The sequence below is a fragment of the Helicobacter sp. 11S02596-1 genome (assembly GCF_002272825.1).
Taxonomy (GTDB): domain Bacteria; phylum Campylobacterota; class Campylobacteria; order Campylobacterales; family Helicobacteraceae; genus Helicobacter_J.
Window position 1 is genome coordinate 1 of sequence record NZ_MLAM01000010.1, and the last position, 22,263, is coordinate 22,263.

20 protein-coding genes, 5 tRNA genes and 1 CRISPR repeat array (1 of these 26 only partly in view) are annotated in these 22,263 nt (G+C 41.1%); of the genes, 11 read left to right on the plus strand and 14 right to left on the minus strand.

What is annotated here, in order from left to right:
• Nucleotides 1-4,033 (minus strand): hypothetical protein (locus BJI48_RS06925; RefSeq protein ID WP_143428781.1); only part of this gene is annotated, 4,033 nt, incomplete at its 3' end.
• Here BJI48_RS06925 and BJI48_RS06930 point away from each other — a divergent pair.
• Nucleotides 3,999-4,253 (plus strand): hypothetical protein, encoded by a 255-nt coding sequence (locus BJI48_RS06930; protein ID WP_095333347.1) that lies wholly within the window; start codon nucleotides 3,999-4,001, stop codon nucleotides 4,251-4,253. The genes BJI48_RS06925 and BJI48_RS06930 overlap by 35 nt on opposite strands.
• Before the next feature lie 402 nt (nucleotides 4,254-4,655).
• Here the strand turns inward: BJI48_RS06930 and uvrB are convergent, their stop codons facing one another.
• Entirely contained in the window at nucleotides 4,656-6,638 is a 1,983-nt protein-coding gene (gene uvrB, locus BJI48_RS06935; RefSeq protein ID WP_095333350.1) for an excinuclease ABC subunit UvrB, read from the minus strand.
• Between the two features lie 88 nt (nucleotides 6,639-6,726).
• Here uvrB and BJI48_RS06940 point away from each other — a divergent pair, with 88 nt between their 5' ends.
• The 3 genes from BJI48_RS06940 to BJI48_RS06950 are packed head-to-tail and all read left to right on the plus strand — an operon-like array spanning nucleotide 6,727 to nucleotide 9,117.
• Entirely contained in the window at nucleotides 6,727-6,948 is a 222-nt protein-coding gene (locus tag BJI48_RS06940; protein ID WP_095333352.1) for a DUF904 domain-containing protein, read from the plus strand.
• On the plus strand, nucleotides 6,945-7,223 hold the full coding sequence (locus BJI48_RS06945) for a hypothetical protein (protein WP_095333354.1): 279 nt from the start codon (nucleotides 6,945-6,947) through the stop codon (nucleotides 7,221-7,223). The genes BJI48_RS06940 and BJI48_RS06945 overlap by 4 nt, the downstream gene beginning before the upstream one ends.
• Before the next feature lie 7 nt (nucleotides 7,224-7,230).
• Entirely contained in the window at nucleotides 7,231-9,117 is a 1,887-nt protein-coding gene (locus BJI48_RS06950) for a primosomal protein N' (protein ID WP_095333357.1), read from the plus strand.
• Here the strand turns inward: BJI48_RS06950 and BJI48_RS06955 are convergent, their stop codons facing one another.
• From BJI48_RS06955 to der, 4 genes are all read right to left on the minus strand, one after another.
• Nucleotides 9,118-10,107, minus strand: coding sequence for a c-type cytochrome (locus BJI48_RS06955; protein WP_095333359.1), 990 nt, complete (start codon nucleotides 10,105-10,107; stop codon nucleotides 9,118-9,120).
• A 100-nt stretch (nucleotides 10,108-10,207) separates the two neighbouring features.
• Nucleotides 10,208-11,944, minus strand: a complete 1,737-nt coding sequence (locus tag BJI48_RS06960; RefSeq protein WP_095333361.1) for an ATP-binding protein — start codon at nucleotides 11,942-11,944, stop codon at nucleotides 10,208-10,210.
• A complete protein-coding gene (locus BJI48_RS06965) occupies nucleotides 11,941-12,849 on the minus strand; it encodes a cation diffusion facilitator family transporter (RefSeq protein ID WP_095333363.1) in 909 nt (302 codons plus the stop codon). Before BJI48_RS06965 ends, BJI48_RS06960 begins: the two co-directional genes overlap by 4 nt.
• A gap of 44 nt (nucleotides 12,850-12,893) precedes the next feature.
• Complete coding sequence (der, locus tag BJI48_RS06970; RefSeq protein WP_095333365.1) at nucleotides 12,894-14,294, minus strand: ribosome biogenesis GTPase Der; 1,401 nt, start codon at nucleotides 14,292-14,294, stop codon at nucleotides 12,894-12,896.
• 109 nt (nucleotides 14,295-14,403) lie between these two features.
• On the opposite strand from der, the gene BJI48_RS06975 reads away from it, so the two are divergent.
• Nucleotides 14,404-15,183, plus strand: a complete 780-nt coding sequence (locus tag BJI48_RS06975) for a hypothetical protein (protein ID WP_095333367.1) — start codon at nucleotides 14,404-14,406, stop codon at nucleotides 15,181-15,183.
• 2 nt (nucleotides 15,184-15,185) lie between these two features.
• Here BJI48_RS06975 and BJI48_RS06980 read toward each other — a convergent pair.
• The 6 genes from BJI48_RS06980 to BJI48_RS07005 all read right to left on the minus strand — a co-directional run bounded on the left by BJI48_RS06980 (nucleotide 15,186) and on the right by BJI48_RS07005 (nucleotide 16,498).
• Nucleotides 15,186-15,261: transfer RNA gene (locus BJI48_RS06980), tRNA-Glu, on the minus strand.
• A 58-nt stretch (nucleotides 15,262-15,319) separates the two neighbouring features.
• Nucleotides 15,320-15,396 (minus strand) — tRNA-Asp (locus BJI48_RS06985).
• A 9-nt stretch (nucleotides 15,397-15,405) separates the two neighbouring features.
• Nucleotides 15,406-15,481, minus strand: a tRNA-Val gene (locus BJI48_RS06990).
• A 49-nt stretch (nucleotides 15,482-15,530) separates the two neighbouring features.
• Nucleotides 15,531-15,605, minus strand: a tRNA-Glu gene (locus BJI48_RS06995).
• A 20-nt stretch (nucleotides 15,606-15,625) separates the two neighbouring features.
• A tRNA-Lys gene (locus BJI48_RS07000) sits at nucleotides 15,626-15,701 on the minus strand.
• Nucleotides 15,702-15,844: 143 nt separating this feature from the next.
• Nucleotides 15,845-16,498 (minus strand): CinA family protein, encoded by a 654-nt coding sequence (locus BJI48_RS07005; protein WP_095333370.1) that lies wholly within the window; start codon nucleotides 16,496-16,498, stop codon nucleotides 15,845-15,847.
• A gap of 64 nt (nucleotides 16,499-16,562) precedes the next feature.
• On the opposite strand from BJI48_RS07005, the gene ppk2 reads away from it, so the two are divergent.
• Complete coding sequence (ppk2, locus tag BJI48_RS07010; protein WP_095333372.1) at nucleotides 16,563-17,408, plus strand: polyphosphate kinase 2; 846 nt, start codon at nucleotides 16,563-16,565, stop codon at nucleotides 17,406-17,408.
• On the opposite strand, the gene recO is transcribed toward ppk2, so the two are convergent.
• On the minus strand, nucleotides 17,392-18,006 hold the full coding sequence (gene recO, locus BJI48_RS07015; protein WP_095333375.1) for a recombination protein RecO: 615 nt from the start codon (nucleotides 18,004-18,006) through the stop codon (nucleotides 17,392-17,394). The two genes, ppk2 and recO, sit on opposite strands and share 17 nt — an antisense overlap.
• 89 nt (nucleotides 18,007-18,095) lie before the next feature.
• Here recO and BJI48_RS07020 point away from each other — a divergent pair, with 89 nt between their 5' ends.
• The 5 genes from BJI48_RS07020 to BJI48_RS07040 are packed head-to-tail and all read left to right on the plus strand — an operon-like array spanning nucleotide 18,096 to nucleotide 21,516.
• Complete coding sequence (locus BJI48_RS07020; RefSeq protein WP_095333377.1) at nucleotides 18,096-18,821, plus strand: inositol monophosphatase family protein; 726 nt, start codon at nucleotides 18,096-18,098, stop codon at nucleotides 18,819-18,821.
• A gap of 3 nt (nucleotides 18,822-18,824) precedes the next feature.
• Nucleotides 18,825-19,700 (plus strand): acetyl-CoA carboxylase, carboxyltransferase subunit beta, encoded by an 876-nt coding sequence (gene accD / locus BJI48_RS07025; protein ID WP_095333380.1) that lies wholly within the window; start codon nucleotides 18,825-18,827, stop codon nucleotides 19,698-19,700.
• A complete protein-coding gene (gene rlmH / locus BJI48_RS07030) occupies nucleotides 19,672-20,127 on the plus strand; it encodes a 23S rRNA (pseudouridine(1915)-N(3))-methyltransferase RlmH (RefSeq protein WP_095333382.1) in 456 nt (151 codons plus the stop codon). The genes accD and rlmH overlap by 29 nt, the downstream gene beginning before the upstream one ends.
• Nucleotides 20,128-20,137: 10 nt before the next feature.
• The gene (dksA, locus tag BJI48_RS07035; protein WP_257874435.1) at nucleotides 20,138-20,503 is read left to right on the plus strand and encodes an RNA polymerase-binding protein DksA; all 366 of its coding nucleotides are present in this window, start codon (nucleotides 20,138-20,140) and stop codon (nucleotides 20,501-20,503) included.
• On the plus strand, nucleotides 20,500-21,516 hold the full coding sequence (locus tag BJI48_RS07040; RefSeq protein WP_095333384.1) for a hypothetical protein: 1,017 nt from the start codon (nucleotides 20,500-20,502) through the stop codon (nucleotides 21,514-21,516). The genes dksA and BJI48_RS07040 overlap by 4 nt, the downstream gene beginning before the upstream one ends.
• 221 nt (nucleotides 21,517-21,737) lie before the next feature.
• On the opposite strand, the gene BJI48_RS09465 is transcribed toward BJI48_RS07040, so the two are convergent.
• Nucleotides 21,738-21,902 (minus strand): hypothetical protein, encoded by a 165-nt coding sequence (locus BJI48_RS09465; RefSeq protein WP_180763080.1) that lies wholly within the window; start codon nucleotides 21,900-21,902, stop codon nucleotides 21,738-21,740.
• Nucleotides 21,903-21,971: 69 nt separating this feature from the next.
• A CRISPR array of direct repeats spans nucleotides 21,972-22,263; the repeat unit is 36 nt; unit sequence GTTTTAGGCGGTTGCTAAATTCTTCTATGGTAAAAT (it continues 470 nt past the right edge of the window).

The window sequence follows — 22,263 nt, forward strand, 5'->3', positions numbered from 1 at the left end:
CTTGGGCATTTTCTTGGATAAATGAATAGTAAGCCCCTACTTCAAAGAGATTGGCTTTACCTGTAATAGTGTTATTGAAAGAGGTAGAAGAGGATTTAATACTATTATAGCCATAGCTAAGCGCAAGTCCTACAATCGAGCGGGCATCATTATGGCTAAAGGCATAATCATAACCCCCTTGGATATTGGTAGAATAGGTATGTAGCCCTGCCCCACGATTTGAACTACTTTTACCATTAAAGATTCTTGCCCATACCCCTTGAGTAGCAGGGTTATCTCGGAGTTCGCCTAAGCGTTTATTGAGATCATTGATATTAGCTAAGAATATCGAATAGTTATTCGCAATTACTGCGGTAGCACTAGCTGCTTGGGCAGCATTGATAGTAGCAGAAACGGAGTTGATGTAGTAGTTGGTGAAAGAGGCTATATTATCCTTATCACCATCTTCTTTGGGTTTGACATTGGTAACAACACCCGCAGCATTCTTTTCTTCTACCATTTCCTGTGTTTGTGTTCTAAATGTGGTAATCACATCATCAAAGCCTTGGGTAACAATGGATTTATCATAAAAAGCAAAATGCGAACTCGCATCATTTTTGACAGAAGCTACTAAGATGTTTTTATCAGAGAGATCCCCAAGCTTGGAATCATTGCCACCCTCACTCCCAGCAGTTGTGGTTTGAAATACTTGGAGGTAATCTTTTTGTGGGGTGGTATCTGCGCCTAAGATAATCACCCGATCGGCATTGGGTTTATCAGCATTACTCGCTAAGGGATTATAAGCTACACGGAAGACGACATCATTGAGGTCTTTTACATTACCAATACTCAAGGTAGCATAGTTTTCTTTGGGGGTATTGAGATTATTGAGGGTATTGCCATCACTGGAGAGGCTTGCGAGATCAATAATCGTATTGGTTTGAAATAACGTATCGCCTTTGAGATTATTTTTATCAATGCTATTGTTATTGCCCTCTAAGGTCCGGATATAAGAGCCATTACTCAAGATGAGTTTGGCGCCTTGATTGAGTTTGATAGCGACATTGGCATCGGTAATATTTAAATCCCCAATAAAGACAGCATTTTGATTAAAGATGGCTTGGTAGTTGGAGACAGCACCCTTAGATTCTTCTGTTGCTTTGGGTAAGCTATGGACATCGCCCACGAGGATTCCTGAAATATTAGCCGTATAAATGCCATCGCTTGCTGTTTTATCCACATTGATACTTACGGCAGCCCCTGTGGCAGTGGGACTGCCAAATAAGGTTTGGTAAGCTAGAGGTAGCGAATCAAAGTCATCGCGGTATTTCTTTAAAATACTTGTAGCTTTATCGGCATCTAAACGGATAATGATCCCATTGTTATAGGTGTAGCCATTGACTTTGGCAGTGTTTTTATTGGTATCAGAGCTGGTAGGGTCATAAGCGTTGGCTTCTTTAGAATCAGGGGCAGGATTAAAGTTGGTAGAATCACCCATATGGTGGTATGTATCTGAATCATCTGCTGGTGGGGTTACCTTATCGGCAAAGATCACATTGGTGTGCCCACCAGAATAATTAAAATTCGCACCCCCTTTGATATTCCCTCCAATGGCAATATTGGCTGTCCCGCCTGTGGTATTGACATTAAAGACTGGGGGGGTATTTTGCAAGAGATTCTTTGTTGTTTCATTACCTACTAAGGCGTTAGAGAATCCATCACTAAGATTTAACGTTACATTGGTCGTGCCATCTTGGGTATTGATATTGCCACCGAGATAGAGGGCGTCTTTGAAATCGATGTTGGTAAAAGATGTGTGAGATTCATTATTGATATCCCCCACAAATGAACCAATACCAGCTTGGCGCAGATAGTCTTGGATAGCTTGGGGGGTGTTAGAAGCAAGCGTGGCTTTGGAGAAATCAATCGTGGAGGCTTTTGAATCTTTTGATTCAGAAGAGGCAGGAGGAACATCATAGGAACTAAATGTTACATTACTCACACGCAAGCCATTTGCATTATCTTGTGTATTGATTGCCCCCATCATTGCTCCTGCTTTGATAGTCGCATCGGTAATCGCCCCAGCAGCTATCGTATTGATATTCCCTAGTAATGTCGATTGGGTGAGATTGATAGTGAAGTGGGGGAGAGAGGTGTTATTTAATAATGTGTTTAGGTCAGATGTTCCAGTGAAGGTCTGTGTATTGCTTGCTCCCGCATTGAGATTGCCCATAATAGTAGAATCCTTAGTAGCTGTGATAGTCGTGCTACCAATACCCACACCACTAGTAGAACTACTCGTAACACTGCCATTGAGTATCCCTCCATTGAGATTGATAGTCATCTTACCGACTTGGTTAGTAACATTGCCATCTTGCAGAGCGCCAGAATTGAGGGTGAGGGAAGAAATGGCATTAAATGTGATTGGACCCGAGATTGAATTATACATATTTGAATCATTGTTCTTTTTGAATGACTGATTGATAATCTCGCCCTTATGGGTGCCTCCTGCTATAGTAATATCCATCAATCCCCCTGTGTTTGTGATAGTGCCCTCTTGGAGAGAACCTTTCTCAAGCTTGAGTTCAAGTGTCCCAATAAAGGCGAGATTGCTAGCACTTTTGAGGGCCTGATACCAATCAGGATGGGATGTTTGATATGTATTGGCGATTGTTGTTTGTAGCATATTTACAAGATACTGGTTTTGCTTCTTATTTGTTACACCATAAGCTATGTTTAGACCCGCATTATTGGTAATATTGCCTTTTAAAGTAGCATTTTCTTTAATATTGACATTCATTTTCGTGCCAGGATTGATGAGATCACCAGATGAAATCCCATTATTTGTATTTTCAGAGCTATTTTGTATATTGAATGTGATGGGTTTTATCATCCCCTTATCAGCCCAATAGCCACCAAGTGTTCCTTTTACGCTACTAACAAGCCTTTGAGCATTTTGGAGTGTCGCCCCATCAAGATTAATAATAGTATTTTCAGCATTGATGAATTTGATTTGGTTGGCATCAAACGCTTCATTGGTAAGATTGAGGTTGAAAGTTTCGATAGATTTTCCATAATCACCTATTTTATCAACACCAACGATAATCCCAGTGTCTTTATTAGTGGCAACTTTAGCCCCATTTTTGAGTTCAAGAGTAAAACTGCCTTTCGGATTATATGTGCTTCCTATCAAACTAATATTGCCATTGACGGCATATTGCTCATCTCCATTTGCCCCTTTGCCATTGCCATCAAAGCTGAGGGTAATATTATTAGAACCAGTAGGTGGAGTTGCAAGAGCGTTTGGATATGCTGATATATTAATGTTTCCATCAATGCTGGCATTTTGTGTGGAAACATTCAAATTAATACCACCCGAAGAAGCTATGGAGCCAGTAACATTCCCTTTCATATAAGCACCTTGTGTATTAGGTTTGCCCGTTGATATAAACTGAATCGTATTGGTTTGTCCATCAGCGTTTATATTTCCCTCTAGCTTAGAATCCTCAAATGTGACCTTCATATTGCTACTATTGGGATAGCCTTGATTCCCACGACCACCAATGATATTGCCTTTCATATTCGCACCATTTTGGAATGTAATATTGGTAGTGCCTACACCACCAGGTATGCCAGCGGGATTAAGTTGGTAAATTTGACCATTATAGATATTCCCTACAAAGGCATAACCAGCAACAGATTGACTATTTACCTGTGTAGAACCTCCATAGCTTCCATTGAAAGTAAAGTTTGCTTCTTTCCCAATCCCCGCACCACCCCCTTGGTGTTTCAAATTCCCTACAAATACGGAGTTTTGAAAATTCGCACTTGTAATTTTTCCACCTTGAGTAACCGTGAGATTCCCTTGAAGTATGGTATTGTTGGCTTTAAGTCCTGTGATATCTTGATTATTGGTAATAGTCATATCGTTAAATTTATAATAATCATCTGATGATTGTTTTGTGACACTGATATTAGCGCCACTACCTGGAGTGAAACAAGCCGTAGGGTCTCCTAGCGTGCAATCCGCCCCATACACCAAAGCACTCCCCATCACTGAAGCCAAGATGATGGAAAAAAGCGGTTTGAATGATTTTTGTAGATTTTGCGATTGTTTTGAAATCTGGGAAGATTGGGATTTTCCTAGATTGTTAGAATCAAAAGATTGTTGGGATTCTTTAGAAATTTGTATTTTCTTTGAATCCTGGAATGTTTGGGATTTTTCAAAATATCTTGCGTTTTTGCTCGTGTGTGCTTGGATAAAGGATTTTTGAGAGGATTGAGAAGATTTTGGGAAGCTATTTAGGAGATCTTGCCCCCCCCCCCCGCAGTATTTCTGGGTGATGATTTTGGGTATTCATTACGTATTCCTTTTGTCAATCTTTGAGATTTTTGAATTTAAAAAGCATTATTCTAGTATAAAATTTCTTGAATATATACTTAAATTTTTTTTAAATCTGAAGAAAATGCAATCAAATTGACAATTTTATAGCTATTTTTGAGATATTTCAAATCAAATGATTTACTAAAACAATTTATTTTTGAATAAATTTAATATAAAAAATGTGTTAAATTTTTTGGATTTGGGGGCAAAAACCTGAATGGATTTGAAAAAAATTCTAAAAAATATGCAAAAATAATCGAGTGGGTGGGTGAAGCAAGGATAATATTTCTCCCTACAAACTCCGTATCTTAGCGATCTCATCGCGCAGTCTAGCGGCCTCTTCAAAATCAAGTCGCTTGGCAGCTTCGTGCATTTTTTTGTTTAATTCTTTGATGATACTATCACGCTCTGCCTTCGGAATCTTGGACTTTTTGAGGGCTTTTTCATAAAGCTTGGCATTCGCACTACTTTCTAAGCGTAATTCTTCCTCGAGATTTCTCGCTACGGATTTGGGCGTGATGTGATGGGCGATATTGAATGCTTGCTGTTTTTCTCGGCGATAGTCGGTGATTTCCATCGCTTTTTTCATACTTGCGGTGATTTTTTTGGCGTATAAAAGCACCTTGCCATTGATATTCCTTGCTGCCCTACCCATCGTCTGGATGAGGCTGGTTTCACTACGCAAAAAGCCCTCCTTATCCGCATCCATAATCGCTACAAGCGAGACTTCGGGGAGGTCAAGCCCCTCACGCAAGAGATTGATACCAATAAGCACATCAAATTCCCCCATTCGCAACCCCCGAATGATATGATTGCGCTCGATCGCATCGATTTCACTATGCATATACTGGACTTTGAGCCCTAGTTCAGTATAGTATTTACACAGCTCTTCAGACATCTTTTTGGTGAGTGTGGTTACCAATACCCGCTCATTTTTTGCAACGACTTTTTTTATCTCATCATAGAGATTTTGCACCTGTGTGTCGCTATCACGCACCTCATAGACAGGGTCGAGCAGTCCAGTGGGGCGGATGATTTGCTCAGCGATATTTTTTCCAGAAAGCTCAAGCTCAAGCTGGGCAGGCGTGGCAGAGACAAAGAGAAAATGCGGGGCTTTGTGGATAAATTCATCAAATTTCAAGGGGCGATTATCTAGTGCGGAGGGCAAGCGAAAGCCGTATTCGACAAGCACGCTTTTACGGCTCATATCGCCGGCATACATCCCGCCAAATTGGGGCAAACTCACGTGGGATTCATCGACAATCACCAAATAAGGCTTGCCTTTTTGTTCAAAATAATCTAGGAGGCTATAAGGCGTCTCTCCGGGGGCTTTGCCTGTGAGGTGACGGGAATAGTTTTCGATACCTTTGCAAATCCCGCTAGCTTGGATCATTTCCAAATCAAACTCTGTCCGACCTTTGAGGCGACTATGCTCGATCATTCTGTTTTCTTTTTGAAAAAATGCCAACCTTCCAGCAAGCTCATCTTCGATACTTTTGATAGCACTGGTGAGGCGATTTTGCCCGACGATAAAGGGATTGGCAGCATAGAGGATATAAGAATCCAGCCGTTTCACCTCGGTGCGCTCGATACTATCAAACACGCCGATACGCTCGATCTCATCGCCAAAAAATTCGATACGGATAAATTCGACTTCATTATAAGCGGGGAAAATATCCACACTTTCGCCCATTACCTTGAAATTCCCCCGATCAAAATAATTGTCATTCCTGCTATAGCCCATATCCACGAGCTTGAGAAGAAATTCTTTATAATTGCGTTTTTCTCCTACAGCGATTTTTTCTATCATCGTGAGGTATTCGCTAGGATTTCCCAAGCCATAATTTGCTGAAACACTTGCTACTACAATCACATCATCATAACCGAGCAACGATGTCGTAGCCGAAAGCCGCAAACGCTCCAAATCATCATTGATTGCGCTGTCTTTTTCGATAAAAAGATCACGCCTAGGGATATAGGCTTCAGGCTGGTAATAATCAAAATGCGAGATGAAATACTCGACGTGATTTTTGGGGAAAAATCCCTTAAATTCGCTGTAAAGCTGGGCGCAGAGGGTTTTGTTGTGGCTCATAATGAGTGTGGGGATATTGAGCGTGGCGATGATATTTGCCATCGTGTAGGTCTTCCCACTGCCGGTAACACCGATGAGCGTTTGGTATTTGTTGCCCGCTTGGATACTTTGAGAAATCTTTTTGATCGCCTCGGGCTGATCGCCTGCGGGTGAATACGCAGCATTGAGTATAAAATTTGCCATCACAATCCCTAAAAACAATAAAATATTTGTTACAATTATACTTAATTCGTTGCATATTATTGTGGCGGCTACCCATTTAGGAGACAAAATGCCATTGATTGATAAATTAAGCGAGAAAATCGACCTCTTGCTAGAAAAAATAAGACTCCAAGAAAGTCAAGCTGAAGAATTACGCCTCAAAATCAGCACATTGATGGCTCAAAGTGAAGAAAAAGACCGCCAAATCTCTACCCTTTATGAAGAAATCGCCCAAAAAGACAAAAGCGTGCAAACACTCTATGACAAGATCGCTGAAGTGCTAGAAAAATGACACAAGAACAAATCCCGCAATTCCAAGAAACTGAGGATATTCAAAAAAATAGCCCTAGTGGAGCAATCGATCAAATTGAAATCAAAATCTCTGGTAGGCGATTTCAAATAACGCTAGAAGGCTTCACGCAAGAAGCAAAAAATGAAGTTATCACAACCTTTGGTGATAAGGATTTGGAACTCACCGAACTCCTCAAAACGCATTTAAATAAAATCCAAGAATATTCCCTCCTCAATCAAAAACTAGAGAGTCTGCTCCACAAAATCACATCGTGATTCTCCAATGCACTATTACCACATCGCCCCGCTCAAAACCAATTCGCCGATTTTGACCTACCAATCCCAAGAGATCTTTCAAAAAGGCGATGTTACCAATATCCCCATCAAAAACAAAATCGTTCAAGGCGTTGTTCTTGGCACGTGCGAAAAGCCTGATTTTGCCTGCAAAGAAGCGTTAGCTACCCAGCAATTTTTCAACCCCCATCAAATCCTTTTGGCAGAATTTATCGCGCCGTATTATTGCTGTTCTTGCGGGCTGGCGTATGGGTTATTTACACCATTTGAAAAAGCCCAACAAGAAGAAAAAGAGGGACTTGCCAATATCCCCTCCCCAAACATTTATCAAACAAAAGCCCTCAATGAAAACCAAGCAAAAGCCCTGCGTATCGCAAAGTCGCAAAATGCTAGCTTGCTTTTTGGAGATACTGGGAGCGGGAAGACAGAAATCTATATGCACCTCTTAAAAGAAAGCCTCACACAAAACAAAAATGCGATTTTTTTGATGCCAGAAATTTCGCTCACCCCCCAGATGCAAACCCGCCTAGAAGAAGTCTTTGGCGATGTGGTAGCGATATGGCATAGCAAAATATCCAACAAAAAAAAACAAGAAATTCTCCAAAAAATCCAATCAGGCAAGATAAAAATCATCGCCGGGGCAAGGAGTGCGCTTTTTTTGCCATTGCCCAATCTAGGGCTACTCATCATCGATGAAGAACACGATGATGCCTACAAATCCCAAACCAAACCCCGCTACAACGCCAGAGACATCAGCCTCTATCTCGCCAATAAAGCCAAAATAAAAATCATTCTAGGCTCAGCAACCCCAAGCATCACAAGCTATCACAATGCCAAAAAAGCAGGCACACTCATCCGCCTCAAAGGCAGGCATTTTGACTCAAAAAAAGATATTTTGTTTGAAGAATCCCCTACAAATATCACGCCTTTTTTGCTCACCCATCTCCAAAATACCCTCGCACAAAACCAACAAGCCATTATTTTTTTGCCCACAAGGGCGCATTTCAAAACATTGATTTGTCAAGCCTGCGGTCAAAGCGTGCAATGCCCCTTTTGTAGCATTGATATGAGTTTGCATTTGGACAAAAAAATCCTTTCTTGCCATTATTGTAATTACACGCTTCCCATCCCATCTGCTTGCCCAAATTGTGGTAGTCCTGAGCTTTCAGCCCAACGTCTTGGGACTGCCCAGCTTGCGATCGAACTCCAAACATTATTGCCCCAAGGGCGCATTGGGATTTTTGACAAAGACCACACCAGCACGCAAAACAAACTCAAAAAAATCCTTAATGATTTCAACCGCAACCAGATTGATATTCTCATCGGCACACAGATGATTAGCAAAGGACACGATTATCATAATGTCAATCTTGCGATCATCTTAGGGATGGATTATTTGCTAAAAAGCCCCGATTATAGAAGCTTTGAAAAATCTGTCGCACTCATCTATCAGATCGCTGGGAGAAGCGGGAGAAAAGAAAATGGCAAGGTGATTATCCAAAGCCTAAATAGCGAATTTCTCAAAAATTTTATCGATGATTATGAGGATTTTTTGCATTTTGAGCTTGCACATAGGTCGCATTCCTACCCGCCATTTTCCAAGCTTGCTACATTGCAATTTGCGAACAAAGATGACAAAAAAGCCAAAGATAATATGGAAACTATTTTGAAGATTTTAGAAGCTAAAAAAGACAAAGAAATTATTATTATTGGGGCGGGAAAGTGTGGTATCGAAAAAATCGCTTCAAAATATCGCTATCAGATATTTCTTCGCTCCACGTCGCATACTGCGATGATGAAGATTTTACACACGCTTAGCCCCTATAGCGAAAAGATGGGGTTTGAAATCGACAGGGACCCCACCAACATTTTGTGATTATTTCATCATCTCTTTATAAGGACCAAAGAGATGTTGTTTTTGAGGGAAATTGTCAGGATAAGGTCCAACAACCGCATCCACAGGTTTCACTCGTTTGTCTGGGAAATCTTTCTCTCCGCCTTTTTTGACAGGTCGAGGCTGGGAATTGATATATGCAGCGACATCATAGGCTTCCTCATCGGTCAAATCAGGGTTGCCTTGAGGCATATTGGCTTTGATATACGCTGCTGCTTTTAGCTCTCTATGCATACCCGCACCGGTATTGTAGCTGTCTTTGCCCCAAAGTGGTGGGAATACATAATAAGGCCCGGTAGCCTCCGTATTTTTGAGTCCGTGACCATCTTCTTGGTGGCAAGCGACACATTTTTCTTTGAATACAATTTCACCTTTTTTGGGGTCTGCAGCACGATCCATCAAAGCCATCTTGACTAAGCCCTGACCTTTGATTTTTGCTCCCACAGGCACGCCTTGAGAAAGCCATTGCATATAAGTCATTATCGCTTTCATTTCTTTGGAATTCACTGGCAACGGCTTGCCATTGAGGCTTCGTTGCATACAGCCATTCACCCTATCTTCCAATGTATTAATAGAGTCATTTCTTGAGCGATACTCTGGGAATCGCCCCCAAATACCTACAAAAGCAGATTGAAATTGCCTTGTCCCACCATATGCGTGGCAACTTGAACAAGACATATTATTGCCTGCAAATCTTTTTTTGGGATCTTTGGCTTGTGGCCCGATATATTTTGTGGTTTCATTCAAGATTTTATTTCCTAAAATAACCATTTCAGTATATCGAGAACCCTTTGGCATCTTGCTTTCATCAACATAACCATCTTCTTGCATTGCCGCAGGTAATTTCCATTCTTGCACGGGCAGATCAATACCTGTGGCTTCTTTTTGTTTGGCTATCTCCTTGTCAAATCCAAATCCTACCGCTCCTAGTAAGGGCAAAAGCATTAAAATTTTTAGTCCAGCTTGTTTCATTATCAGTCTCCTTAGTAATACGTGTGTGTGGTTATATATTACCATTAAATAATTAAACAAGAATTAAAATTTTAATCAGAGTGTCGATAAATCTTGATAGCTATGATTGAAAACCCATATTTTTTTCGCCATCGAAATTCCCGCTTTGCTCACGCCTGATTTCTTCGACAAAATCCTCTTTATCAAACACCGCATTATCGCGGGCTGCGACCTTGTAAGCGGTGTTTTTGATGACCAAAGAAATCTGCCCCCCACTCAAAGGAAATGCTGCCAATTCACCCGCCAAAGAAATCGGGGTGTGTGGCTTGGCATATACGGCATTTTTAGGCAAATATTTTTCCCACAATAAAACCCTTTGTTCCAGCGAGGGTTTTTTAAATTCGATTTTATAATTAAACCGCCGTGAAAATGCCGAATCAATGGTTTCCAAAAGATTTGTCGTTGCGATCAAAATGCCTTCAAATTTTTCAATCTGCTCTAAGAAAATATTTTGCATTTGATTGTGCATTTTTTCCACCCCGCTCCCGCTACTCACCCGTGTGCTGAGGAATTGATCGGCTTCATCGAGGAGCAAAATCGGATTATTCTTGAGTTTTTGGGCGATTTCGCAATAGCCATCAAAAATCTTGCGGACATTTTTTTCTGATTCGCCGACATACATCGAGAGGATTTTTGAACAATCAAAGCTAATCACAGGCTTTTTGAGGCTTTTTGCAATACCGAGTGCCGTGAGCGTTTTGCCCGTGCCTGCCGGTCCATAAAAAATAATCCGTGCGTCAATGCCCTTGCCTTTTTCTTTTATGCCCCATTTTTTTAGCCGTGCGATGACCTTCCCATCGACTTGTTTGAGAAGCGAATCAAGCGTTTCTTTGGTCTTGGGAAACAAAATCACCTCATCAAGCCCGATTTTTGGCTCAAGGATTTCAAAGATTTCTTGTTCTTTTACCAAAGATTGCAAGGTGATTTTGGTGGTTTTTTTCTTCCGATTGGGATGAATGATGACTTCCAAAATATCTTCTGGGATAAAAAATGTCCGACTGATCCCTCCAAAAGGACTCAACATCTCATCATAATCGACAAGATTTTTTTCAACCAATGTGCTTTTTTCATCGAGCAACGAACGATTTTTGATACGTTCGTATTCATCTTGACTAACCAGATCAATCAAGCTATTCATATCACGCAAATTTTCATCACTCCCCGAATATTCTTCTTTGAGTAGAGCAAAAAAGATGATTTCTTCTTTGGGATTGAGGGCATTTTCTTTGATGAGGGTTTGGACTTGCATTGGCGTTTTGGTAATCTCCAAACGAGACAAAATCCTTTCTTCAAGCAATTTGAGGCGATGGCTTGTCCGAGAAAGCGAGATAGAGGGGACTTTTTGAAAACTCGAGCTAAGTTTTTGGAGCAAATCAATCCGCAAAAACTGATCCTTGAGATACTCCAAATGGTCCTCATAAGGGCTGATCTCTGGTAATTCAAGATTAAGCGAACCATCTTCTAGGAGTTTTAAAAAACTAAGGCTCAATGATATGTTGGCATTCAAAAGCTCCAAAATCGCCATTTCATTCGTTCTAGCCGTCCCAAATCCACTTTGAACAACCCAGCCAAGCTCCAAAAGATTTTTGATTTTTGGGAGATATTCTAAAATGGCGATTTCTTTTTTATCAAAAACATTTTCAAGCAAGCCCAACACATTGCACTCATCAGTCCCGCTCATCAAAGCTTCTGCCATATGCCGCAAAACCTGCGCTTCCGCAACATCGCATTTGAGATAGGGATAAATCGTAGCTTGTGTGAGATTTTTAGAATGGATAAAATCAATATAATGCTTCAAGAACTTTTCCTTTTTGTAAAATCCAAATGACTATTTTCAAAATACTCTGCTGGCTCTAAATGGATGATTATCTCCCATTGTTTGCTAGGGTCTATCGCTTCGATTCGCTTTTCTATCTCATCAGAAATGCTATGGGCAGACAAAAGCGTGATACCCTCTTCAAACACGACATAAACAACGAGGAATACCCTATCACCGACAATGCGGGTTTTGAGATTATCATAGCCCAAAATCGCACTGGTGTCAAAAATAGCCTCAATAGCCTGCTGGGTTTTTTCATCTAATGCCCGATCGAGTAGCATAAAAATACCTGATTTGATAATCTTAAAAGCCCCATAAGCGATATAAATGGCAATCAACATTCCCAAAATAGGATCGATGAGATAAAAACCACTCGTTTGTATCACCACCAACGAAATCAAAATCGCCCCATTGCTAAACAGATCGCTTTGGTAATGCAAAATATCGGCTTGGATGACCTCATTCCCGCTCATCTTGGCGACTTTTTTCAAAAAAAGCACCAAAATTCCCACCACGATGGTGCTAAAGACCATCACCCCAATCGCAGATCCCGTTTCATTTAAAGGGATTTTAGCATCCAATCGCCTGATGGACTCATAAAAAATATAACCCGCAGAAGCTAATATAAACATCCCCTCAAGCATCGTAGCGATATAGGGGATCTTGATAAACCCATAGTTAAAATGTTTATTAGCTGGCTTTTTGGCTTCTTTGAGTGCAAAATAATTAAACGCGGATATGCAAATATCAAGCAAAGAATCTATGGCACTTGCCAAAACCACGATCGAGCCACTAGAAATGCCAACACCAAACTTTATAATGGCTAAAAATGTCGCTGTGAGCGTGGCGATCATTGTCGCTTTCGTGGGCGTAAAAAGTTGCATTGCCTTTGACCTCACCTCACACCACAAAGCAAAATAAACGTTTTTTAGCCATCCTGATTGCTCGCTTCTTGCATTGAATTTTTCCCTCTGGGGCTAAAAATTATCGGCGTGCCGATGAAATTAAATTTTTCCCTCATAAAATTAACTAAATACCGCCTGTAGCTAAAATGCAACGATTTGGGGCGATTCATCACCAAGGCGATTTTGGGCGGGTGAGTATCGTATTGGGTCGCATAATAAATCTTGACAATCTTGCCGTGATCGCTTGGGAGCGGGTGGCGTTTGGTTGCCTCTGCTATGGTGTCATTGAGCTTGCTAGTCGGGATTCGGCAGGAAAAACATTCATAAACTTCAAGTATTTTTTGTTTGAGTTCCTTGATATGCCGCCGACCCAGCGCACTCACCGTGAGCACAGGAGCGTATTCTAAAAATCTAAATTTTCTTTTGAGTTCAGCGATGATAGAATCGTATGCCTCACATCGTATATCCCATTTATTTAGCACGAGTATCACGCCCAAAGCGTGCTTATCGACTAATGAGCTGATTTTTTCATCAAGCTCGACAAAAGGCGTGCTAGCGTCTAAGACCAAGAGGGCAATCTGGCATTTTTGCAAAACCTTTGTTGTCCTATCAAGGGCGTATCTCTCGATACCCTCAATCTTACCACGTCGGCGAATCCCAGCGGTATCAACAAAACAAATGCTTTTATCCCCAACCCAAATCCTCTCATCCACCGGGTCAATCGTTGTCCCTGCGACATCAGATACCACGCTCCTTTCCTTGCCAACCAACGCATTAAGTAGTGAGCTTTTCCCGACATTGACCCTGCCGATGATACCTACGTGAATGCTCTCTTCGGCGGGTTGCTCTCCATCGGAAGCCTCTAGCTTTTCTTGGCTCTCAATAAAATCAAGAATATCTTCATCATCAAGACTGGCTTGAGATGGGGTGTTGCCATCAAGCCCCAGTGCGAACAAAACGCCATTGATGAGGGCGATGACACCCCGATTGTGGCTCACAGAGATAAAATAAATCTCTTTTGTCCCAAAGGAGGCAAATTCATAAGCAAATTGTTTTTCTTTGTCATTATCGATTTTATTGACTACCAGCAGGCAGTTTGGGTTGATTTTGCTAATTTCTCTAAAAAGCTTTTTATCATCATCTTGGGGGATAAGCTTGCCATCGACAATATAAAGCACCAAATCCGCTTCTTTTGCTGTTTTTAAGCTCAATTCTCTGACCTTGCCAAACAACGCCGTGCTACTATCAAGCCCACCGGTATCACAGATTTGGACCTCGTTGCCCTCCAAAAAGATGGCTTTTTGATTCACATCTCGTGTTGTTCCAGAGATTTCAGATGTGATGGCAATCCGCTCTTTAGCTAAGCGATTAAATAAAGAACTTTTTCCAACGTTGGGTTTGCCCAAAATCGCAATTTTTTTCATCAATTTGCTTCTCTTTAATGATATTTTTCTTATAATCTTTAGGATTTGTTCTAAGATGATTGAGTAATGCAATCATAACCAAAACTTTGAAAATTAGAGGAGTTTTTTAATGAAAAAGGTTTTATTGGTATTTATTTTCATTCCTATCCTTACAAACCTTATATATGGAGAAGAAGTTCAAAACACGCCAAATCCAGCCAGCCAATTCCCAAACCTCCCGACCTCGCAACCTGCCATCCAAAATGAAACGATTGATTTTCCTATCAAAGACGCCCCTGTGGAAATAACCCCATCTAGTGAAGCCCCATCCTCTCTATTGACAGAATCCAAAAAACCACACAACCCAAATAGGGCATTATCAGACCCTAAAGAATCACAAACTTTCCTCAAAGAAAAAACCAAACCAAAAAATATGACATTCACGCAAGAAGAATTTTATGAACCCAAAAAAGATGAGATGGCATTAGAAAGAGAAGAAGAAAAGCTTTTCTTAAATATCCATTCAAAAGCATTGGAACAATTTATGGCAGGGGCGGTGTATGAGACCAAACAGCAGGTGCAAACATTCGCGCTCAAGGACTCTTTTACCCAGATTACGAACGTTGATGGCAAGATTTATGAATACAAATACGCCCAAAAATCCATCGATCGGTATTCTGCCATCGCCCCCTATCAAAAATACCCGCTCAAAAAGATCTCACCGACAAAATACCAGATTCTTATTGATGAACTCCCGCAGGTATTTGACATCAAGGGTTGTAAGATCGCTATCAAAAAACAGCTTTCAGGCACACTCTATCAAAAGCGAGAAGTTATCATTGATCTCGATACCAAAAGGGAATTGCGGAATGAGAGCCATTTTGATTTGTTTTTGGAATGCCCAAAATAATGTGGCGACCCCTGGAAGATTTGAACTCCCGTTCCCACCTAGAAAGGGTGGTATCCTTGGCCACTAGATGAAGGGGTCAAAACCATAAAAAGAAAATTAAAAAACGTAAGATGTTGCCTAATAAAAGATAATGAAGTGGCGGAGCGGACGGGGCTCGAACCCGCGACCCCCTGCGTGACAGGCAGGTATTCTAACCAGCTGAACTACCGCTCCAAATCCTAATGGTGGTCGCTACAAGGCTCGAACTTGTGACATCTACCTTGTAAGGGTAGCGCTCTACCAACTGAGCTAAGCGACCAATTCGGACATTCTAAAGTAACAATGTCGGGGAAATCAAGGATAAGAAGTGGTGACCCCTAGGGGACTCGAACCCCTGTAGCCACCGTGAAAGGGTGGTATCCTAACCGCTAGATGAAGGGGCCACTTCTATATTTTAAACCTATGGTGACCCGTGTTGGATTCGAACCAACGGCCCATTCCTTAAAAGGGAATTGCTCTACCAACTGAGCTAACGGGTCATAAAAGCATTAAATTTAAAATCAAATCTGGCTTAGTTGCTTGTCTTATTTTCGTTTGAGAAACAAAAAGAGCGAAATTATATGTTTTTTATATGGGTTTGTCAAGCGTTTTGAAAGAAACGCCCAAAATTTTCAGAGAAACTTTAGAGATTTTTCAGCAACATTTCCAAAGCACATTCGCAACTTTGTTTTTGAATTTCTTGGCGCTCCCCTTGGAACAAATACCGCTCAACTACAGCGAGATTCCCTGCTTTTTGCACCCCAATATAAATCGTCCCCACAGGTTTTTCCACACTCCCCCCACTAGGACCTGCCACGCCACTAGTTGCCAGGGCAAAATCTGCCCCAAACATCTGCAATGCCCCCCTTAGCATATCACGCACCACAGGCTCACTGACTGCCCCATAGGTTTCAAGCCAATCGGTTTTGACCCCCAAACATTTGTGTTTTATCTCATTGCTATAGCTCACAATCCCGCCATCATAGACAGCCGAAGCCCTCGCCACAGAAGTGAATTGATACGCCAAAAGCCCGCCGGTGCAACTTTCAGCTGTGGTGATTTTTTGATGGTTTTTTTTCAAAATCTCTACGATAGTCGTTGCTAAATCCTCGCTTTCAATGACCCTATCGCCAAAAATAGATTGGATAACCTCAAAAACCTTTTGCGCATCCTTTCCCTCAAGCAAAATCCTCTGATTTTCAATCCGCATTTTCGCATCAAATGGCGCAACATAATTCTGACACAACACCAGACTGGCCTCATTATCAATCCCTAAGAAAGTCAAAAACTTTTTCATAACACGCCCTCTTTTTGATATAATCAATTATATACCATTAACAAGGTGATAAAAAGGAGAAAAAATGTCAAAGCAAGGACCAGTAATCACAACCCGCCCCGAGTCTGCACCCAGCGAAAAACCCATCTACAGAAAAAACGGAAAACTCAAAGAATGGTTTTACAACCAAGAAATCATCAAACTCCAAATCGAACTTGTCAAACTGCAAAATTGGGTCAAAAAAAATAACCAAAAAATTGTCATCATTATGGAGGGCAGAGATGGTGCGGGCAAAGGCGGGACGATCAAAGCCTTGAGCGAACATCTCAATCCCAGAGGATGCCGTATCGTAGCTCTTCAAAAACCCACAGAAATCGAAAAATCGCAATGGTATTTTACCCGCTATATCAGCACGCTCCCATCTGGTGGGGAAATTGTATTTTTTGACAGGAGCTGGTATAACCGCGCCGGTGTCGAAAAAGTAATGGGATTTTGCACGCAAGAAGAATACAAACAATTTATCTACCAAGTCTCCAACCTCGAACAAATGCTTATTTCTAGTGGCACAATGGTTTTCAAGTATTTTCTCAATGTCAATCAAGCCGAACAAAAACGCCGTATCAAAAGCCGTAAAACCGATCCGCTCAAGATGTGGAAACTAAGCCCCATTGATTCAAAATCCTTGAGTTTATGGGAAGAATACACCGAAGCGTTTGAAAAAATGTTTTCAAGAACGCACACGCCCTATGCCCCCTGGATTATCGTTGATTCCAATGACAAAAAAGCCGCTAGGCTTAATATCGCTAGGGATTTGCTCAGTAAAATCGATTATGAAGACAAAGAACCCCGAAATGTTTGCTTGCTCGCAGACCCTAAAATCGTCCATCCCTATTCGCAAAATCCTTACACAGATATCACAATCCCTTCATAAGGATTTCCCACAGCCTCTCTACCACCTCATCATCTAGGTGCAAGGTGCTTTTGGAAGCCAAAAATTCCACGATCTGATCTTGGGGGAATCTCGCCCCACCAATGCAACTTGGGTGAGCGAACAAAAATGCCCGAGCCAGGCTAATCTCCTCGCTGATTTTTTCCCCACAAACAAAGCATTTTTGCCCCCTATCGCCCCTGCCCTCAAAATCGAGCAACCCCGCATACATCTCAAGGACAACACGCAAGGGATTTTGCTTAAACATTTTTTTTGCACCATCTTCAAGCATATCAAAATAAAAGCTATCAAGCTCATAAATATCAAATAAATGCTTACTCAAAAGCCTAATAAATCGTTGCCAAACATACGAGCGATCGAGATTATTTTCCCACGCAAACCCTAGATGTATTACATTCCTAAGTTTGGGTAAAAACAATCCATTGCCCTCTTCTTCAAAATCAATCTTTTTGCCCAAATGCACGATACTATGCCTCGCCCCATAAAATCGATAAAGCCTCTTGATAGCAAAAGGCGTAAGGATTTGGGCGATCAAATCCTCATTTTTTACCGGAATGGTATTCAAAATATAGCCCTGCACGTGTTTTCCTAAATTAAAGAATTGCTTAAAATAAAATCACTATAATGCCAACCTCATTGCAAAAGAAACGCCATCTCCAAGGATATTTTTTGAGTGATTTTATCAAGGCAGTCATTGAGGCAAGCCAACATATCATCGAAATTTTATCACAACGCAAACCCGAACATATGCAAGCCCATCAAATCGGTGCGGGCGGGGATATTAGCCTTGGAGCAGACTTGCTTAGTGAAGAAATCTTTGCCAAATATCTCCTCCCTATCGCCAATATTGATTCTGAAGAATCAGGCTATCTCGTAGGCAAGGGAGATGATGTTATTATCTTAGACCCATTAGATGGGAGCGATAATTACATTTCAAATATCCCTTATTATGGTGCTTCAGTGGCTTTGTGTGCTAGCTCTGGAGAGACAAAAGAAGCCATTATTATAAATTTCTGCTCCCAAAGCGCTTATTTTGACACCGGCGATGGCGTGTTTTTCACAAAAATCCCCGCAAGGACTACTGCGCCCATCACCCCAAAACAGAGCCTTTCAAAATGCGGTATCTTTGAAAAAGCCTATTCTAACCCCGATATTGCCAAAAAACTTTTTGAACACAGCATAAAATTTCGCTCCCTTGGGGCGAGTGCGCTCTCGCTTGCCTATGCTCAAGAAAGCAATTTTATGCTTTTTGGTGGCAAGATTAGAAAATACGACGCGCAAGCGGGATTATTTTTGTCTCGCCATCTATGGATAAATCATTGCGAAGACTTTTTGCTCGTAAGTAGAAATAAGCAAATCTTTGATATGATTTCAAAAATTATCAAAAAGGACTAGAAAATGGGTTTTGCGGATTTTTTGAAGAATCTCAAGAGAGATGAAAGCAAATCGGCGCAAAAAGATACTTCTAGCCATTGGATAAAATGCCCTAAATGCTCGGCTCTGATGTATTATAAAGAAGTTTTTTCCCAATCAAATGTCTGCCCAAAATGCCATTACCATTTCAGAATCTCAGCTAATGATCGGATCGCGCTTTTGTGCGATACAGACAGCTTCATCGAATACGATAAAGAATTACGCCCCATCGATCCTTTGAATTTCGTAGATAAAGAAAGCTACAAACAAAGAATCAAAAAATACGAAGCCAAAACAGGGCGTCCTAGCTCGGTAATCTGCGGTGAAGCGAGTATCAACCATATCCCCTTGCAGATTGCTGTTTTTGACTTTGCCTTTATGGGGGGCAGTCTCGGATCTGTCGAGGGTGAGAAAATCGTCCGCTCCATCAATCGCGCCATTGCAAAAAGACAAGCCCTGCTTATCGTCTCCACAAGCGGGGGAGCGAGAATGCAAGAATCCACGTATTCTTTGATGCAGATGGCAAAAACTAGTGCTGCCCTCGGCAAGCTCTCTGAAGCCAAACTGCCCTTTATTTCTTTGCTTACAGATCCCACTTTTGGTGGCGTGAGTGCCTCGTTTGCATTTCTAGGGGATCTTATCATCGCAGAACCCGGGGCGATGATTGGCTTTGCAGGGGCTAGGGTCATCAAGCAAACCATCGGGGCAGACTTGCCTGATGGCTTCCAAACCGCTGAATTTCTGCTCGAACACGGGCTCATTGATATGGTCATCCATCGTAAAGAACTCAAAAAAACGTTGGGCGATTTGATACATATGCTGAATCCTAACTATGAAATGCAACCTATATTCCATCACTAAACCCAGTCTTGATTCTGATGTTTTTGTGAAGCATTACCAAAAGCAATGCAAGCAATTTGGGCTCACCCTCCAAATCTATGATGTGATGAATACCCAAATCAATAATGCCCAAAAAGTCTCACAAAAAACCGCCCAACAAGCCTATTCCAAAGCGTTAGAGCCATTTTTATCTGATGGAAAAAACATCGCCTTGCACCCAACAGGCAAGCTACTTGATAGCCTCGCATTCAGCAAGCTTTTTGCCAAAGAAAATAAAATCAATTTTTTCATCGGCGGGGCGTATGGGTTTGAAGAAATATTTCTGAAAAAATGCCTCCCTATAAGCCTCAGTCCCCTGACTTTCAGCCACAAAATTGTCAAACTCATTTTGTGCGAACAGATTTATCGCGCTTTTAGCATCATAAACCACCACCCATACCACAAATAAGGAGAATGCGTTGGATAATAAAAACATTAAATTTTTTGAAAATATGCTCCAAAAGCGGCTTGAAGAAATCACTTCCAACATCCATCTCACCAATACCAATCTGATGGAGCTTACTGCTACTAATCTCAAAGATCAAAGCGATATTGTTTCAGCAAACCTTCAAGGCGAGCTTGAATCTTTGATGGCACAGAAACACGGGTTAGAATTAAAAGATATTATTCATTCATTACAAAAAATCAAAAACAAAACATATGGGATTTGTGAAATGTGCGATGATGAAATCGACATCCAGAGGCTCAAAATCAAACCCCACGCCAAATATTGTATCAAATGCAGAGAGTTGCACGAAAAATCCAAAAATAGGAATCGAAAATGAAATTCAAATATTATATTATCTTTGCCATTTTGTTTATCGTGGCAGTGGGTATCTATGTCTATACGCTAGATTCGAGCACCTACACCCTCTCCACCCCCCATCAAACCCAGTCTTTCAACCTCCCGGTTGCCATTTGGATTGCGATGGTGATATTGGTTTTTTTCATTTTGTCATTGGTGTTTTTTCTGGGCGAATGGATACGCGGGCTTTTAGTCAAATATAATGACAACAAGGATTTTGAAAAAATCACCCATCAAATCATTGAGCAGACCAACAAAAAAACTTTCACAAAACAAATCTATAAAAACCAACATTTTAACCTGCTTTCAAAGATACTCGCACGATTTGATTTCAAACCCGACTGCAACACGCCTAAAAGCTCCTATCTCAAGATAGACAAGCTTTTTGACATCTACGAACAAATCGATCTGGGCAATACCCAAGACCTCAAAAAATACGACCCAAGCTGTGACAATGCGTTTTTTATCAAAAACACGTGCAACAAGATCCAAAAAGATCTCAAATTTGCCCTTGAAGTCCTAGCTAGCGACTTGGGTATCGATCTAAAAAAATATGCTTTCATCCACGTGATGCAAAAAGGTAGCGATAAGGAGATCCAAAAAGCTTTAGAATTATCCCAAGCATTTTTGGATAAAGAAATGTCAAAAGAGCTTTTTATCGCCTACTCACAAAACCGCACCACGCTTGATCGTGAGAGTATCGCCCAAGCTTGCACAAAGGCAGGCTATTGTCAAAATGACTACCTCAAGCTCGCTAGAGAATCCAAGCCGTTTCTTTCTCCAGATGTCTGGCTCAAGCTCTTTGAATACCTCGCAGACAAAAACGAAAATGCCGAAAAAAGCTATCTTTATGTGCTTTTGGATCTTGAAATGATTGATTTGGTCAATGAGCGCTTAAGCAGGCATTCAAAAAACGAGTTTTTAATCGTCAATGCCTATCTTGATCTCAAAAAATTAGACAAAAATTACCCGCTTGAGATTTTTTTTGGATAGATATCTCACAGGGATACGGGGATAAAACCCAATAAACACCCACAGAATGCCTGATGAACGCTCAAACCCTCGCGATGGGGCTACCTAGATAAAAATGCCTGATAACATCTCGTAAAAACTCCATAAGCGTGGAATCTGTATTTGCCCTCAAGGCTTGCGTCGCCAAGTTGGCATTATTTCAAAGCCATTTTAATATTTGGGCTTACCAATCTAGCAGCCCCTCAAGACTTTTTATCTTCTGTGTGATAAACCTTGGGTTTGGAGCATTTCCCACCACCCCCACAGCCACAGCCTTTTGAATCTTTCTTCATACCCAAAAGTCTATACACCAAAAACACCATCACCCCAGCAAATAAAACAATACCGACCCAATCAATTGCTTGCATTGAAGCTCCTTTAAAATCATTTTTCAAAATACTTTGAGTATATCACCTTTATGTGTGTTTTGCTAAAACTCATTTTGTAGCAAATAGATTCTTCTATGGTAAAATCGAACAAGCCAGACCTTTGATGCAATGGTGGTTTTAGGCGGTTGCTAAATTCTTCTATGGTAAAATTTTCCTCATTTAGTTTGAGATACAAATCATGTTTTAGGCAGTTGCTAAATTCTTCTATGGTAAAATAAATCTTGTTATCCAATCTAAAGAGTTCGAGTTTTAGGCGGTTGCTAAATTCTTCTATGGTAAAATCACTCCGCTATGGCGATAAAAAAACGATTAGTTTTAGGCGGTTGCTAAATTCTTCTAT

What these genes read in the sequence shown, in the direction of transcription:
- uvrB (WP_095333350.1), bottom strand. Translation starts at nt 6,638, where the DNA reads ATGGCAAATTTTATACTCAATGCTGCGTATTCACCCGCAGGCGATCAG.
- BJI48_RS06940 (WP_095333352.1), top strand. Translation starts at nt 6,727, where the DNA reads ATGCCATTGATTGATAAATTAAGCGAGAAAATCGACCTCTTGCTAGAA.
- BJI48_RS06945 (WP_095333354.1), top strand. Translation starts at nt 6,945, where the DNA reads ATGACACAAGAACAAATCCCGCAATTCCAAGAAACTGAGGATATTCAA.
- BJI48_RS06950 (WP_095333357.1), top strand. Translation starts at nt 7,231, where the DNA reads ATGCACTATTACCACATCGCCCCGCTCAAAACCAATTCGCCGATTTTG.
- BJI48_RS06955 (WP_095333359.1), bottom strand. Translation starts at nt 10,107, where the DNA reads ATGAAACAAGCTGGACTAAAAATTTTAATGCTTTTGCCCTTACTAGGA.
- BJI48_RS06965 (WP_095333363.1), bottom strand. Translation starts at nt 12,849, where the DNA reads ATGCAACTTTTTACGCCCACGAAAGCGACAATGATCGCCACGCTCACA.
- der (WP_095333365.1), bottom strand. Translation starts at nt 14,294, where the DNA reads ATGAAAAAAATTGCGATTTTGGGCAAACCCAACGTTGGAAAAAGTTCT.
- BJI48_RS06975 (WP_095333367.1), top strand. Translation starts at nt 14,404, where the DNA reads ATGAAAAAGGTTTTATTGGTATTTATTTTCATTCCTATCCTTACAAAC.
- BJI48_RS07005 (WP_095333370.1), bottom strand. Translation starts at nt 16,498, where the DNA reads ATGAAAAAGTTTTTGACTTTCTTAGGGATTGATAATGAGGCCAGTCTG.
- ppk2 (WP_095333372.1), top strand. Translation starts at nt 16,563, where the DNA reads ATGTCAAAGCAAGGACCAGTAATCACAACCCGCCCCGAGTCTGCACCC.
- accD (WP_095333380.1), top strand. Translation starts at nt 18,825, where the DNA reads ATGGGTTTTGCGGATTTTTTGAAGAATCTCAAGAGAGATGAAAGCAAA.
- rlmH (WP_095333382.1), top strand. Translation starts at nt 19,672, where the DNA reads ATGAAATGCAACCTATATTCCATCACTAAACCCAGTCTTGATTCTGAT.
- BJI48_RS07040 (WP_095333384.1), top strand. Translation starts at nt 20,500, where the DNA reads ATGAAATTCAAATATTATATTATCTTTGCCATTTTGTTTATCGTGGCA.
- BJI48_RS09465 (WP_180763080.1), bottom strand. Translation starts at nt 21,902, where the DNA reads ATGCAAGCAATTGATTGGGTCGGTATTGTTTTATTTGCTGGGGTGATG.